The following is a 14194-nucleotide window of genomic DNA, read 5'->3' as shown; positions in this document are numbered from 1 at the left end:
AATTATGCTCCGTGGCGTCCATGTTGATCCCTCCGGTCGCGTAAAAGCAGAAATTACGGTGGACTCAGTAGCTGCAAGGACCATTGGCCGTTCTCCCAGCGCCCGATTTGTGCGCCATCAGCATTCCAGGCACCCAGCACCATGCGCCGTCCCGCCGGACCCCGCTCCCAAACGGGACGATGGGTATGGCCGTGAATCAAAATGTCATAAGGGGCACCATCCAGCGCGAAAGCACCCTCCCCGTGGAGGGCGGCGACGATGGTCTGCGGATTGGCATCGGTTATGGCTGGTGCCTTGGCCCGCACTTCCCGGCTACTGCCGCGCCGCAATCCGCGGGCGATGCGCCGGAGCCAGGCATAAGGCAGGCGTCCCAGCGTCAGGCGAGTCAACGGATGGCGGATCACCCGGCGAAAACGCTGATAACGATGATCGTCGCTACACAGCAAGTCACCATGGGTCAGCAGGATACGCCGATCACCCAGTTGCAGCAGCGCCGGATCGGGCAGGGCGATGATCCCGAACTGCACCAGAAAGGCGGCATCCAGAGCAAAGTCCCGGTTACCGACCATGAGGTACACCGTGGTGCCCTGCTTCTGCAGATCATGGAGCAGGGCAAGGATTTCCGCATAAGGCGCTTCCGCCGCCTGCTCCCGATGCACCCAGTAGTCAAACAGATCGCCCAGAATAAAAACAGCCCGCGCAGCCCGGCCCTCGTGCAAACAAAAATGGCGGAAGAGGGCGGTCAGCGCGGGCTGTGCGGAGCACAGATGCAGGTCAGAGATAAACAGCACGGGGCCGTTATCAAAGTCTGCACCGTGCACCGTTATGGACTCAGGCCGCAGACAGACGCTCACCCTTGTCGATGGAAATGGTCTCCTTGGGAACGTCCTGGTGCATACCCTGGTTACCAGTCGGGCTCTTGGCGATGTCGTCTACCACATCCATCCCGTTGACGACCTTGCCGAAAACGGCATAACCCCAGCCCGATCCTGAGGGCGTCTTGAAGTTGAGGAAATCATTGTCTGTCAGATTGATGAAGAACTGCGCGGTGGCGGAGTGGGGATCATTGGTCCGCGCCATGGCGAGAGTGCCCCGCGCATTCTTCAGACCATTCTCCGCCTCATTGGCGATGGGCGCATGGACCTTTTTCTGCTGCATGTCCGCCGTAAAACCGCCGCCCTGAATCATGAAGCCGGGTATCACGCGATGAAAGATGGTGCCGTCAAAAAAACCCTCATCGACATACTTCAGAAAGTTCTCGACGGTGTTGGGCGCTTTGTCGGCGTCCAGCTCTATGACGATATCACCCTTGTTGCTGTGCAGTACTACTTGCGGATTTGCCATGAACACTCCTCAGAATTCAGGGCATCAGCGCCCCGATGGAAAAATTCACCACTCAGGCCAGCGGCGACGAAGGCCAAGAGTAAAGCGACAGAGCGGGCCTTGTCGATACCCGGACCCGGCTCGGGAGGGTAGAACGCCGTCGTTGCGATAAAAAGCCAAACCCGCATCCGCAGCAACCACAAAAACGCCTTCTTCACGGTGCACTGGAACCGCGTTTGCTAAAGTGATGCATGTAGGCTCTCATGGTACCGTCCGCCACCGCCTGATGAATTGCCACATAAAATATCAGCAGGCTCAAAATGGCTACCGCCGCCATGCCGGAAAAAAATCCAAGCACTCCCGTTCCGCCCAGAATTGCCGGGCTCAGCCAGCTGATTCCCCACAGACCCAGAAAATAGGGGATAATCCACCACATATACTGCCATCCCATTGCGGACCACCGTCCTTTCCGCCAGATGCCGGTGAGCGCGTAAAAGATGAGCAGGGCGAACAAAGTGCCGAAAATGAAGTTCAGGGTGTTCAGACCCGCCCAGAACACGATCCAGCTTGCCACGACGAAGGTGAGAGGTGCGATAACTGGTGCCGCCCACAAGCGAAAGGGGCGCTCCAGGTCAGGCATCGCCCGACGTAACTGAATCAGTGCGATGGGGCCGATGATATAGGACAGCACCGTCATTGAAGCGATGTAACCTACCATTTTCTGCCACGAGGGAAACGGAAAAAAGAAGATCGCACCGACAACATACAGCAAAATCAGGCTGGCCCAAGGGACACCATGCCGATTGATGCGTGCGACCCATTTGGGCAACGCCCCGGTATCGGCGGTCGCCAGGGTAACCCGGGCTGCCGTGGTGGTATAAATCAATGCGGTCCCACCCGGCGATACAAACGCATCGACGTACAGCAGCACAGCCAGCCAACCGGCTCCCACCGCAGCGGCAAGGGCGGCAAAAGGACCATTAATTCCCGAAAAATGGAGGCGCCGCCAACCCCCCACCGCCAAATCATCAGGATGTATCGCACCGATAAAAGCCACCTGCAAGGCGATATAAATTCCCGACGCAATCAAGACAGATGCGATAACGGCAATCGGTACATCCCGTTTCGGGTTTTTACTTTCTCCCGCCAGGTCGATAGCGTGACGGAAACCCAGCAGGCTGAAAATCACACCGCCGGTGGCCACGGCAACGAACATTCCGTGAAAATCTGCCGCTGCATTCTGTGCATGCACTACGAAATTACCTGGGTGCCACGATGTGGCGAGCAATACCCCAACCGTCAGCACGGGAATCGAAATTTTCCACCAGGTGGCACCATTGTTGATTTTCAACACCCAGCGTACCACCAGAAAATTGATGGCAACAAAGAAGGCTAGCAATACCAGCGCGACGGCGAAACCCTTGCTGCTGAGCAGGTCGGAATGCTGCAGCAATAATCCCGGCAGGTAATTATTAGCGTAAGTCAGTATGGCCGTAACTTCGATGGGCGCGATGGTCGCGTAAGAAAGAAAGAGAATCCAGCTCCACATATGGCCGACGATCGGGCCGTTTCCCACGTGGGCCAGATGAACCACTGCCCCCGCCCGGGGAATCAGCGGACCAAGTTCTGCAAAGACCAGCGCCAGCAAAAGGATAGCGAAGGCGCCGATCATCCATGAACCGACCGCATAGGGGCCTGCCTGCTGTGCCGTATATAGTGGCCCAAACAACCATCCAGAACCAATTGAAGCGCCCACACAGGCCAGTATAAGGCCGTGCAGAGAACCTTCTCGCCGCAGCTTCCCTTTTATGGTCCGAGGTTTTACGGATGCCATTATTTCTCCTGGAATGCGCGTCATGGAAACCATACAAATTTTTAACATAATTTGTATTGAATTAACAAAACAGATGCGCCATTGGCGATTTCTGAACCGCCTCGACAGCACAACGACTCCTGTCAGGAATCGTTAGGTGATCGTTTTCATAGGCAAAATGGCGATGCCACGGTCGGCATCGTGCCGACCCCACCGTACCAGTAGAGTTTTGCTTATGTCAAGGATGGCTTATTGCAATACTTCGCTGGTGATAAGGATTATCATGGATGTTGCGTAGCCGCCACACCAGCATGGAAAGCAATAATATTGAAAACCAAAGCAGTCATACCGGATATATATTTCCATGAAAAGCAGAGGGAAACCAGACGGGGGGCACGCTTTCATATGGCATTAAATATATTTTAAAACAAGCACTAACATAATAAATGTTATGAATTATTCATGGTATATCATTAATTTGAATCTCGGCGTGGCAATGGAGCAACGCAAAAATTATCATGGGCACAACTATTTATCCATTATGTGCACATGGTTGGCATCACAAAAAAATCATGTTACGGTACATTTCATGTGAAGGTTGATGTGGATATGCACTACGCCATTATCTTTGCTACTATTAACGCAATTCTGTTAATAGTTATTTAGAAACCCATAGAGAGGAGTACCTATGAAAAAGTATTTGACACTTCGCATTTTGTTGGGAGCAGGTGTTTTTGCCTGTGGCAGTACCTTGGCCCTCGCAAGTATGGGTAGTTCCATGGCCACACAGCAGCAATCTTCGAGTTCGGCCATGCCGTCGAGTCAGGGCAGCCCTGCGCCCAAGATGTCGGCGCAGCCCTCTCCAGGCCCTAAGGTGGGGCCCGGAGAGTTACATCATTTTGCTGCGGCGATCATAGCGGTCCGACCGATCAATCAAAAAATCCGTCGTGACCTCGCTACGCAAAAATTGACGCAGACCCAGCATCAACAATTGATTCAGGCATATACTCGGAAGGTTAAAACGGTACTGACGAAGAATCATCTCTCACCAGTTGCCTACGAGACGTTAATGAAAAAGGCGCAAACGAATCCGGCATTCGCGCAGCGTGTCGAAACCGTAATAAAGGCGCATGGCGGGTAGAAAGTTTTCTTGCCGCCCGAGGGGCTTCGTCAACGGCGATAGCCTCGCGGGCATTGCTAATCACTTTTATCGACGATTTCGCAAACCAAGGTGCCGCGCGCCAGGGTTGCGCTGATTTGCGCATGCACAGCGACGGACTCGCTGCCATAAATAATCTCGCCAGACCCGTCGCGAAGGACGGCAAAACCACGCTGCAGCACGGCCAAGGGGTCCAGTAGATGTAAGGCCGCCACCTGCCGCTGCTGCTGCGCCTCGGCACTGGCCAATTTCTTGTCTATCGCCTGAATCAACGCGGTGCGCCGGGTTTTCAGCATCTCATTCAGACCTTGCAAGCGCTGGCGAGGGTCTTGCCGCAAACGTCGCGCCTGGAGAACCTGCAGTCGTTCGCCCCATACGGTCTGCTGGCGCTGCATGGCCTGCCGTAAGGCCCCACGCACCAGACGCAAACGGCGTTCAGCATCCCGCACCCGCTCGCCGGGGTGGCGAAGGCGCAGCCGCAAATAATCGAGGCGCTGGGTTGCGTCCCGCAGCGTGCGCTGCATGGACTGCTCCAGTTGTCGGCGTTGTGCCTGTACCTGCGGCAACCACTCAGCGCGGTCGGGACTTATCGCTGCCGCCGCCGCGGTGGGGGTCGCTGCCCGCAGATCACCGGCGAAATCGGCAATGGTGAAATCAATTTCATGACCAATGCCTGTCACCACAGGTACCGTGCAGGCACGGATCGCCCGCGCCACATTTTCTTCATTAAAACACCACAGATCCTCTGCACTGCCGCCGCCACGCGCCAAGATCACCACGTCTTCCCGTTGTCTACTGGCGATGCGACCTAGCGCCGTGCAAATCTGTGCCGCCGCCTGATCGCCCTGCACCAGCACCGGATAAACCATTACCGCGAGCATGGGCCAGCGCCGCGCCAGCGTCACCCGGATGTCATGCAGCGCTGCCCCGTTCGCGGAAGTGACCACGGCAACCCGCTGCGGCCAGCGGGGAAGGCGCCGCTTCAACTCCGGCGCAAAAAGCCCTTCGGCCGCGAGTTTGTCCTTCAATGCCGCAAAGCGCGCCTGTAAATCCCCCTCACCGGCATCCAGCAATTGCTCGACAATCAACTGAAATTCGCCGCGTCCCTCATACAGGCTCGGCTGAGCCAGTACCTGCACCTGCATGCCATTGTGCGGCTGTATCCGCGTATAGGTATTACGCTGACGGAACATCGCACAGCGCACCTGCGCCCGAGCATCCTTCAACGAAAAATACCAGTGTCCCGATCCGGGACTGCTGAAGTTGGAAAGTTCACCCTCTACCCTCAACAGCGGGAAATTCCCCTCGATAATTTCGCGGACAGCACCGTTCAGTGCGCTGACGGTAAGTATTGGGTTCTGCGAATTACTCATGGTCATAGCATACTCTCATGGCTGATGGGACGAAGATCAGGAGCTCTTGACCCTGGTCCCCTCCGCGTTCTAAGGTCAGCATAATACATTTTTCTATCATTCGGGTGGTCCCGCATAGTTGGCGCATTTCCGCGCGAACACCCCACTTAAAAAGGGAGTTATTATGGCCGTAATAGAGCTCACGCACGCCAATTTTGAGACCGTTGTCACCGATAATGATATGGTAATCATCGACTTTTGGGCCGCATGGTGCGCACCCTGCAAGGCCTTTGCCCCCACCTTTGAGGCGGCTGCGGAAAAATATCCGGGTATCGTCTTCGGCAAGGTCAATACCGATACGGAACAGGAGCTGGCTGGCTCTTTCCAGATTCGCTCTATTCCTACGCTGACCGTTTTCCGTCAGCAGATCGGGATTTTTTCGCAGGCCGGTTCACTCCCCGCCAGTGCGCTGGACGAAGTCATTCAGCAGGCGCTGGCATTGGACATGGACGAAGTCCGCGCAGAAATAGCCGATCAGCCGGACGTGACGACGCACTGAGCACTCCTCTTGCGCTGACCCAGGGGAAACCTGCAGATCTCAAACAGGGAAGCGGCCGCGCCAAGCGATTACCGCTGCTTACCTTATGGGATTAACGCCCCCGGCCGACACATGCCGCACACCCAAAAAGTGCATGTTCAGCGGAATTTCAATTTTACGGGTTTGCTCCGCGAGCTGCTTTGAGAATGGCATATACGGAAAGGAGAGTCGAATAATCCGTTCCGCTGCCGCATCCAGGGCCTTGTTCCCCGACGACCGCACCATAATGATACGTTTAAGATCTCCCTGCGGATTCAGTACCACTTTGACCTTGAGTTGCCCGACCATGTCTCCTGGGTAATTAAGATCGCCAATCCGCTCCAGTTTCTGTATCCATCCGGCGATATAAAAATCCGCCACCGGGCCTTTCGGATTCTTAAACTTCGGTAATGGCGGGCTAGCCGTTGCGGCACGGGCCACCTGATCCATCTGTTGCTCCAGCCTGCCGATGCTGATATGCGGCAAGGGCTGCGCTTGCGCACCGGGAGATACCGGCGTCATCTCTCGCGACACCGGCGGCAGCGGATGCGCCCGCGTCTGAACGCGGCGAGGTTGCGGCATGGGTCGCGGTCTGGGCTGCGGATGTGCGGCGTGGACGACCCGATGTGGCGCCGATCTGCTGAGCGGTGCGACCCGGGGCTTGGTTGGACTGGGTGCCTGGGAGCGAATAGGTTTCGGCATGATGTGGAAAGTTTTGTGGACCGCTGTTTGATTCGGCAACAACTGTCTTTTCGGCTTCTGATGAATGTGGACAAAGAAAATGATACCCGCCGCCATGAGCAGGGCGGAGAGCAGCAGCCAAGGCAGCAGGCTCTCACTCCAGTGGGGCTTTTCCTCGGGAACCAGAAAATAAAACTTGTGTTCAGCGATGGCCAATCGTCCTAACCTCGCGGCAACGCCGCCCCACGCAATTCAACCCGCCCGCGCTCCGCAGGCACTGGGCGTAAGCTTGAATCATCGACCGCTCCGAGTAAAGGCGGCGCACCGTACTCAGGTCGCCTGCTTCCGCACGCTGGGGATATGCGGCAGAAATGCGGCCAGCACACCGAGCAAAGGCAGGAAAGCACATATCTGATACACCATCTGGATACCCCAGATGTCTGCCAGCTCCCCCAGCAATGCGGCACCCACTCCGCCCAATCCAAAAGCCAGGCCGAAAAACAGACCGGAAATGGTCCCGACCTTGCCGGGCACCAATTCTTGCGCGTACACCACGATGGCTGGGAAGGCGGAAGCCAGCAAAAACCCAATAATCATTGTCAAAATAGCGCTCAGGGTCAGGCCCACGTAGGGCAAAACGAGGGTGAAAGGCGCGATCCCCAACAAAGAGACCCAAATCACCTTCTTGCGGCCAAACCGGTCACCAATCGGCCCCCCCATCAATGTCCCCGCCGCCACTGCCGCGAGAAAAATGAAAAGATGCATCTGCGCTTCCTGCGTCGCAATATGAAAGCGCTGCATCAAGTAAAAAATCAGATAGCTGCTGATGCTGGTCAGATACAAAAACTTGGAGGACATCAACGCGACCAGGATGAGAATGCTGCGGCGCACCAGTTTGGGAGGCAGCAAGGGCTCCACGATCTTTGCCGCTGGCCTTTTGGGCCGATGCCGCTGACGCTGATACCAACGCCCCACGAAAGAAAGAATCACGATAGCCAGTAACGCCACCAGTGAAAACCACGACAGGCTGTGCTGACCGTTGGGCATGATGATAAACGCGGCCAGCAATGGACCCACCGCCGAGCCCACATTACCACCCACCTGAAAAATGGACTGCGCCAGCCCGTGGCGTCCGCCGGAAGCCATTCGCGCCACCCGCGAGGACTCAGGATGGAATACCGATGAACCCAGGCCTACCAATGCTGCCGCCAATAAGAGCACCTCATAATTCGGGGCCACGGATAGCAGCAGTAGCCCGCCAAAGGTAAACAACATGCCAAAGGGCAATGAATAAGGCATAGGGTGGCGATCGGTAAAGCGCCCAACCAATGGCTGAATGATGGATGCGGTCAACTGATAGGCCAGGGTAATCAACCCGATCTGTGCAAAACTCAAATGAAAGTTACTTTTGAACAGCGGATACACCGCCAGCATCAGCGACTGAATACTATCGTTGAGAAAATGTGACACGCTGATAGCGCCGAGCACCTCGAAGCGGGTAACATCGTCATCTACGCCCGGCGCATCCTCGGCCTTTTGCAGAAACATGGCTGAAGCCCTTAGGATATGAACGGCACGGATTCTAGGGCCTGGCGAACGTACCGTCCAGTCTGAATCTTCGTTATCCCTTGCCCCGAGGACTGGGCCTAGTGTTTAATTGACGAATATGGAAAAGCACATGAACAATGAATCATCCCCCGTGGAAGCCCCCGCAGACTTCGCAAGCACCTTGGATGCCTTGGAAGAGACCGTTCGCCGCCTGGAAGAGGGGCAGTTGGGTCTGGAAGACTCTGTCGCCCTTTTTCAGCGCGGCATGGAGCTGTCTCGGCACGCTGAAACGCAGTTACTAACTGCCCGGCAGACCGTGGAAATATTACTCGGAGAGGACGCGCTTCCCACTCCGCTTACCCAGGAAGAAGACGTATGACCTTGGATGCCATTGTGAACAATGAAACTTTTGCGCAGTTCCGAAAGCTTTCGGTACAGCGCACCGAAAACGTTCTGGGAACACTGCTGCCTCCGGCACACATATTGCCCGCACGTCTGCATGACGCCATGCGTTACAGTACGCTGGGTGGTGGCAAGCGTATCCGTCCCTTACTGGTGTACGCGACGGGTGCCTGCCTGGGGGTGCCGCTGGAACATCTGGACCGTCCCGCGGCGGCACTGGAAATGATTCACGCCTATTCGCTGGTACATGACGATCTCCCGGCTATGGATAATGATGATCTGCGTCGTGGCCAGCCTACCTGTCATCGCGCTTATGACGAGGCCACCGCCATTCTCGTGGGCGATGCCCTGCAGGCGCAAGCCTTCCAGGTGCTGGCTGAGCCGGGTTGGGGAGTGACTGCCGAATGGCAGGTGCAAATGCTGGCGACTCTCGCGCAGGCCTCTGGCTCGCGGGGTATGGTAGGCGGACAGGCCATAGACCTGGCCGCCGTGGGTCATGAATTGGCCTTGCCCGCACTGGAGCAGATGCACCTGCATAAGACGGGTATGCTCATTCGCTGCGCCATACAGTTGGCGCTCTGCGCCGCGGGCATTGGTGAGAAAGAATCCAAGGGCGCGGCGCTGCTGCGTTACGCCGACCGTGTCGGTCTAGCTTTTCAGGTACAGGATGACATCCTCGACGAGATTGGCGATTTGCAACAGACTGGAAAAGCGCGGCAAGGCGCGGATCGCAGCCGTCACAAGCCCAGCTTTGTTACCTTGCTCGGCCTTGTCGAGGCGCAAAATTATGCTCGGCGCCTGCTCGACGAGGCCTTGGAGGCTTTGCAGTCCTGGCAGACAGAGGCTGATCATCTCCGCGCCCTGGCGCGCCTCATTGTAGAGCGCAATAAATGAACGATTTGTTGAAGGGCATGCCCACGCCCGCCGAATTGCGACAGATGTCGCGTAGCGAGCAAAAAAGCGTGGTCAAAATGGTGCGTCAGTTTCTCCTGGAAACGGTCAGCCAGACAGGTGGACATCTTTCCTCCTGTCTGGGGGCGGTGGAACTGACTGTGGCACTGCACGCGGTATTCAACACACCAGAGGATCGCCTGATCTGGGACGTCGGCCATCAGGCGTACCCCCACAAAATCCTGACTGGGCGCGGTCCGCTCTTCCCCCGGTTGCGCATCAAGGATGGTCTCTCCGGTTTCCTCAAACGGGACGAAAGCCCCTATGACAGCTTTGGCGCCGGCCACTCCAGCACCTCTATCAGTGCTGCTTTGGGGATGGCCGTGGCTGCCAAGCTGGGGCATAAATCGCGGGAAGTGGTGGCGATCATTGGCGATGGCGCCATGACTGCGGGCCTCGCCTATGAGGCTTTGAATAACGGTGGCGTCCTGGACGCCAACTTGCTGGTCATCCTCAATGATAATGAGATGTCCATCTCACCCAATGTGGGGGCGGTGTCCCAATATCTGACACGTATCCTCTCCGGACGCTTCTATAACACCGTGCGGGAAGGTGCGGGGCAGGCCCTGAGCTTTGTACCACCCTTGCGTGAACTGGCAAAAAAGGCGGAAGAAGGTGTTAAGGGGCTGGTGACACCGGGGACCTTGTTTGAGGAAATGGGATTTCATTATTTCGGTCCCATAGATGGCCACGATCTGGATGCGTTGATCCAGACTCTTGAAAACCTCAAAAAAATCAGAGGGCCACGTTTACTCCATATCATCACCAAAAAAGGTAAGGGCTATGCTCCTGCCGAGCAGGATCCCTGTGGCTATCACGGAGTGACTCCGTTTAACCGGATGGATGGCAAAATGGCCAAGAAACCCGCCAGCGCGGTCAGTTACACGCAGGTTTTCGGCGATTGGCTCTGTGATAAGGGCGCGGCAGAAAAGCAGCTGGTCGCTATCACGCCGGCCATGCGGGAGGGTTCCGGGCTGGTGCGTTTTGAGCAGTTGTTTCCCGATCGCTATTTTGATGTGGGTATCGCCGAACAGCATGCGGTAACTTTTGCAGCGGGCTTGGCCTGTGACGGCATTCATCCGGTGGTCGCCATCTACTCCACCTTTCTGCAGCGGGCCTATGATCAGCTCCTGCATGACGTGGCCATCCAGAATCTGCCGGTGCTTTTTGCCGTTGACCGCGCAGGATTGGTGGGAGCCGACGGTGCCACTCATCAGGGTGCTTTTGACATGGCCTATGCCCGTTGCATTCCCAATCTGGTTATTATGGCGCCCAAAGATGAGCAGGAAATGCGCGACATGCTCAACACGGGCTTTGCCTATCAGGGCCCGGCGCTGGTGCGTTATCCGCGCGGTAACGGTCGCGGCTTGACGCTGAACAAGGATTTGTCACGGCAAGTCCCCATCGGTAAGGCAGAGGTTCTGCGGGAAGGTAAGGAACTGGCGATTCTCGCCTTCGGCACGCGGGCCGCGGCCGCGATGGTGGCCGGTGCGGCGCTCGACGCTACCGTCGTCAACATGCGTTTCGTCAAACCGCTGGACACGGAGTTACTGACCAGTCTGGCGCAAAGTCATCGGGCGTTCCTGACGGTGGAGGAAGGCGCGCGCATGGGGGGTGCCGGTAGTGCCGTCGCGGAATTCCTGCTCAACGAGGGCGTCGTGTGCCCCTTGCGTTTGCTCGGTTTGCCCGACATCTTTATCGAACAGGGCGATGCCGGCCAATGGCTTGCCGATCTGGGCCTGGATGCTGCAGGGATCGAGAAATCCGGTGGGGAATTGCTCGCGTTGCTTGCCCGGTCACCGTCCGGGGCGTAGTATATGACTAATTCAGTCTATTATTCCCAAGAGGGGTCCGCGGTGAGAGATTGCGCGGTTGAAGTCCTGGAAGACGTACAAGGTCGTGCCGACCCGCGGGCTATTGCCATCCAGCAGGTGGGTATCCGCGATGTGCGCCATCCCATACAGTTTCAGGATCGTGACGGAACGGTGCAGCCCACCGTCGCCCAATGCAATATGTATGTGAGCCTGCCTGCGCACTTGAAAGGCACACACATGTCACGCTTCATCGAGATCCTGAACGCACAGGAGAGCCCCCTCGGCGTAGAAAGCTTTGGCACAGCGGTAGAACAGATGCGGCAGCGTTTGGAAGCAGATTCAGCGCGGCTGGAGATGCGCTTACCGTTCTTTGTGCAGAAAGCAGCCCCCGTATCCGGCGTCAGGAGCATGCTGGATTACGAGGTAGAACTGATAGGCGAGGTTACCCCGTCGGGTTATCACCTGACCATAGGTGTCATGGTGCCCGTAACCAGTCTTTGCCCTTGCTCTAAAAGCATTTCGGAATACGGCGCCCACAACCAGCGTGCGCATGTCTGGGTCCATGTGCGCGCCCGTGAAACGATCTGGATTAAGGATATTATTGATCTGATCGAAGCGGAGGCATCCTGTCAGCTTTACGGAGTGCTGAAGCGCCCCGATGAAAAATATGTCACGGAATACGCTTATGACCATCCCAAGTTCGTGGAAGATATGGTGCGGGATGTCGCGCTACGACTACGGGAAGACCCGCGCGTGCGGTGGTTTTCGGTTTCTTCTGAAAACTTCGAGTCGATTCACAATCACTCGGCTTATGCCATGATTGAAATGGAAAAATAACTCATGGCTGGAAGCAGTATCGGCGAGTGTTTCCGGGTCAGCACCTTTGGCGAGAGTCATGGCCCGGCCATCGGCTGCATTGTCGATGGCTGCCCGCCAGGCATGCCGCTCAACGAAGCCGACATCCAGATTGAGCTGGATCGCCGCCGCCCCGGCCAGTCACGCCATACCACTCAGCGTCAGGAAGCCGACCAGATCGAGATACTTTCCGGTGTCTTCGAGGGGTTAACCACCGGCACGCCCATCGGGCTGCTGATTCGCAATACCGATCAACGTTCGCAGGATTATGGAAAAATCAAAGACCTGTTTCGCCCTGGCCATGCCGATTATACTTATCTGCAGAAATACGGTCGACGGGACTATAGGGGGGGCGGTCGCTCCTCGGCACGGGAAACAGCGACCAGGGTCGCTGCCGGGGCCGTCGCCCGTAAGTTTTTGCGCGAGCATCTCGGCGTAAACATACAGGCCTGGATGGCACAGATGGGTCCCCTCCATGCCGAAACTTTTGATGCGGCGGAAATCTCCCGCAATGACTTCTTTTGTCCTGATGCCCAGGCTGCGCTTCGTATGGCCGACTTTCTCGATGCCTTGCGCAAAGAAGGGGACTCCATCGGCGCGCGGATAGATGCGCGCGTAACCGGCATGCCGGTCGGACTCGGTGAGCCGGTATTTGATCGTTTGGAAGCGGACATCGCCAAGGCGATGATGAGCATCAACGCGGCCAAGGCCGTGGCCATGGGCGATGGTTTCGCCGTGGTAGAGCAGCGGGGCAGCTATCATGGAGACGCGATAACCCCCACGGGATTTCAAAGTAATCATGCGGGTGGTGTTTTGGGCGGCATTTCTTCCGGACAGGATCTCACGCTGTCCGTGGCCATCAAACCGACCTCCAGTATTCGTATTCCGCGGCAAAGCATCGATGTACACGGTCAACCCGCCGAAGTGATCACCACCGGTCGCCATGATCCCTGCGTCGGCATTCGTGCGGTTCCCATTGTCGAGGCTATGCTGGCGCTGGTGATCATGGACCACTGGATGCGTCACCGCGCCCAGAATGCCGACGTGCAGGCACCCCTGCCTCCCATTCCCGCCTAAGGTATGCAGGCAGACCGGGAAGGGGGCTGGCTCGCCACCTTCTATTTCCTGTACTTTTGCGCGCTGGGGGCGTTCATGCCCTATTGGGGTCCGTGGCTGCATGCCCAGGGCCAGGATCCCCTGGCCATCGGAATCCTCACTGCGGCGGTGCAGTTCAGCAAGGTGCTGGCGCCCAACCTTTGGGGCTGGCTGGCACACTTCTGGGGAAGTCGGCGGATCGTTCCCTGGGCGGCGTTGATTACCGCAGCGGGTTTTCTTGCCTTGTGGCTGGCCCATGGTAACTTTCTGGCCCTGTTGCTTATTACGCTGACCTTCTCCTTCTTCTGGGCGGCGACACTGCCTTTGGTGGACGCCACCACCATGGACTGGGCACAACGACGTGGCACTGCCTATGGACGCATTCGACTCTGGGGCTCCCTCGGATTTATCGCCCTGTCACTGGGCATGGGCGGGTTGATCGCCCGCTGGGGGTTGACCGTGTTTTTGCCTGGCATCGCCATTTTTCTGGTGGGTGCATGGTGGGTCAGCCGTTATTTGCCCTATAGCGCGCTGCCCGACGCCGATACACCACGTCCCCGCCTCAGCGGTGCGTTCCGCCATGTGAGCCTCTGGTTTTTCCTGTTGGCGGGTTTGCTGGAACAG

General features: G+C 56.9%; 15 protein-coding genes. 8 read left to right on the top strand and 7 right to left on the bottom strand.

What is annotated here, in order from left to right; genetic code table 11:
- Nucleotides 1-53 precede the first annotated feature (53 nt).
- The 4 genes from HF921_RS09265 to HF921_RS09250 are packed head-to-tail and all read right to left on the bottom strand — an operon-like array spanning nucleotide 54 to nucleotide 3157.
- Nucleotides 54-821 carry a UDP-2,3-diacylglucosamine diphosphatase gene (locus HF921_RS09265; protein WP_319025486.1) on the bottom strand — a complete coding sequence of 256 codons (768 nt, stop codon included), beginning with the start codon at nucleotides 819-821 and terminating at the stop codon, nucleotides 54-56.
- Nucleotides 822-831: 10 nt separating this feature from the next.
- The gene (locus HF921_RS09260; protein ID WP_064218648.1) at nucleotides 832-1344 is read right to left on the bottom strand and encodes a peptidylprolyl isomerase; all 513 of its coding nucleotides are present in this window, start codon (nucleotides 1342-1344) and stop codon (nucleotides 832-834) included.
- Nucleotides 1326-1541 carry a hypothetical protein gene (locus tag HF921_RS09255; RefSeq protein ID WP_215862279.1) on the bottom strand — a complete coding sequence of 72 codons (216 nt, stop codon included), beginning with the start codon at nucleotides 1539-1541 and terminating at the stop codon, nucleotides 1326-1328. The genes HF921_RS09260 and HF921_RS09255 overlap by 19 nt, the downstream gene beginning before the upstream one ends.
- Nucleotides 1538-3157, bottom strand: a complete 1620-nt coding sequence (locus HF921_RS09250) for an APC family permease (RefSeq protein ID WP_215892176.1) — start codon at nucleotides 3155-3157, stop codon at nucleotides 1538-1540. The genes HF921_RS09255 and HF921_RS09250 overlap by 4 nt, the downstream gene beginning before the upstream one ends.
- A gap of 667 nt (nucleotides 3158-3824) precedes the next feature.
- On the opposite strand from HF921_RS09250, the gene HF921_RS09245 reads away from it, so the two are divergent.
- On the top strand, nucleotides 3825-4277 hold the full coding sequence (locus tag HF921_RS09245; RefSeq protein ID WP_064217975.1) for a DUF4168 domain-containing protein: 453 nt from the start codon (nucleotides 3825-3827) through the stop codon (nucleotides 4275-4277).
- A 56-nt stretch (nucleotides 4278-4333) separates the two neighbouring features.
- Here HF921_RS09245 and xseA read toward each other — a convergent pair whose 3' ends face one another.
- Nucleotides 4334-5668: an exodeoxyribonuclease VII large subunit gene (gene xseA / locus HF921_RS09240; protein ID WP_226834424.1), complete on the bottom strand. Its 1335-nt coding sequence runs from the start codon at nucleotides 5666-5668 to the stop codon at nucleotides 4334-4336.
- Between the two features lie 163 nt (nucleotides 5669-5831).
- Between xseA and trxA the strand changes: the two genes are divergently transcribed.
- Nucleotides 5832-6206 carry a thioredoxin gene (gene trxA, locus HF921_RS09235; RefSeq protein ID WP_064217977.1) on the top strand — a complete coding sequence of 125 codons (375 nt, stop codon included), beginning with the start codon at nucleotides 5832-5834 and terminating at the stop codon, nucleotides 6204-6206.
- A gap of 78 nt (nucleotides 6207-6284) precedes the next feature.
- Here trxA and HF921_RS09230 read toward each other — a convergent pair whose 3' ends face one another.
- Nucleotides 6285-7121 carry an energy transducer TonB gene (locus tag HF921_RS09230; RefSeq protein ID WP_064217978.1) on the bottom strand — a complete coding sequence of 279 codons (837 nt, stop codon included), beginning with the start codon at nucleotides 7119-7121 and terminating at the stop codon, nucleotides 6285-6287.
- Between the two features lie 114 nt (nucleotides 7122-7235).
- Nucleotides 7236-8453 (bottom strand): MFS transporter, encoded by a 1218-nt coding sequence (locus HF921_RS09225; RefSeq protein WP_064217979.1) that lies wholly within the window; start codon nucleotides 8451-8453, stop codon nucleotides 7236-7238.
- A gap of 130 nt (nucleotides 8454-8583) precedes the next feature.
- On the opposite strand from HF921_RS09225, the gene xseB reads away from it, so the two are divergent.
- From xseB to HF921_RS09195, 6 genes are all read left to right on the top strand, one after another.
- Nucleotides 8584-8832, top strand: a complete 249-nt coding sequence (xseB, locus tag HF921_RS09220; protein WP_064217980.1) for an exodeoxyribonuclease VII small subunit — start codon at nucleotides 8584-8586, stop codon at nucleotides 8830-8832.
- The gene (locus HF921_RS09215; protein WP_064217981.1) at nucleotides 8829-9749 is read left to right on the top strand and encodes a farnesyl diphosphate synthase; all 921 of its coding nucleotides are present in this window, start codon (nucleotides 8829-8831) and stop codon (nucleotides 9747-9749) included. Before xseB ends, HF921_RS09215 begins: the two co-directional genes overlap by 4 nt.
- Nucleotides 9746-11620: a 1-deoxy-D-xylulose-5-phosphate synthase gene (dxs, locus tag HF921_RS09210; protein ID WP_064217982.1), complete on the top strand. Its 1875-nt coding sequence runs from the start codon at nucleotides 9746-9748 to the stop codon at nucleotides 11618-11620. The genes HF921_RS09215 and dxs overlap by 4 nt, the downstream gene beginning before the upstream one ends.
- 3 nt (nucleotides 11621-11623) lie before the next feature.
- On the top strand, nucleotides 11624-12457 hold the full coding sequence (gene folE2, locus HF921_RS09205) for a GTP cyclohydrolase FolE2 (protein ID WP_226834423.1): 834 nt from the start codon (nucleotides 11624-11626) through the stop codon (nucleotides 12455-12457).
- A 3-nt stretch (nucleotides 12458-12460) separates the two neighbouring features.
- Nucleotides 12461-13552 carry a chorismate synthase gene (gene aroC, locus HF921_RS09200; protein WP_215892175.1) on the top strand — a complete coding sequence of 364 codons (1092 nt, stop codon included), beginning with the start codon at nucleotides 12461-12463 and terminating at the stop codon, nucleotides 13550-13552.
- Nucleotides 13553-13555: 3 nt separating this feature from the next.
- A partial coding sequence (locus tag HF921_RS09195) for an MFS transporter (protein ID WP_215893708.1) occupies nucleotides 13556-14194 on the top strand: 639 nt, incomplete at its 3' end.

The sequence above is a fragment of the Acidithiobacillus ferriphilus genome (assembly GCF_018854775.1).
Taxonomy (GTDB): domain Bacteria; phylum Pseudomonadota; class Gammaproteobacteria; order Acidithiobacillales; family Acidithiobacillaceae; genus Acidithiobacillus; species Acidithiobacillus ferriphilus.
This window is presented reverse-complemented; position numbering and strand designations above follow the sequence as displayed.

Excerpts from the sequence above, each read along its gene's own strand:
- HF921_RS09245 (WP_064217975.1), top strand. The coding sequence starts at position 3,825 with ATGAAAAAGTATTTGACACTTCGCATTTTGTTGGGAGCAGGTGTTTTT.
- HF921_RS09225 (WP_064217979.1), bottom strand. The coding sequence starts at position 8,453 with ATGTTTCTGCAAAAGGCCGAGGATGCGCCGGGCGTAGATGACGATGTT.
- HF921_RS09260 (WP_064218648.1), bottom strand. The coding sequence starts at position 1,344 with ATGGCAAATCCGCAAGTAGTACTGCACAGCAACAAGGGTGATATCGTC.
- dxs (WP_064217982.1), top strand. The coding sequence starts at position 9,746 with ATGAACGATTTGTTGAAGGGCATGCCCACGCCCGCCGAATTGCGACAG.
- HF921_RS09215 (WP_064217981.1), top strand. The coding sequence starts at position 8,829 with ATGACCTTGGATGCCATTGTGAACAATGAAACTTTTGCGCAGTTCCGA.
- aroC (WP_215892175.1), top strand. The coding sequence starts at position 12,461 with ATGGCTGGAAGCAGTATCGGCGAGTGTTTCCGGGTCAGCACCTTTGGC.
- trxA (WP_064217977.1), top strand. The coding sequence starts at position 5,832 with ATGGCCGTAATAGAGCTCACGCACGCCAATTTTGAGACCGTTGTCACC.
- xseA (WP_226834424.1), bottom strand. The coding sequence starts at position 5,668 with ATGAGTAATTCGCAGAACCCAATACTTACCGTCAGCGCACTGAACGGT.
- HF921_RS09250 (WP_215892176.1), bottom strand. The coding sequence starts at position 3,157 with ATGGCATCCGTAAAACCTCGGACCATAAAAGGGAAGCTGCGGCGAGAA.
- folE2 (WP_226834423.1), top strand. The coding sequence starts at position 11,624 with ATGACTAATTCAGTCTATTATTCCCAAGAGGGGTCCGCGGTGAGAGAT.
- xseB (WP_064217980.1), top strand. The coding sequence starts at position 8,584 with ATGAACAATGAATCATCCCCCGTGGAAGCCCCCGCAGACTTCGCAAGC.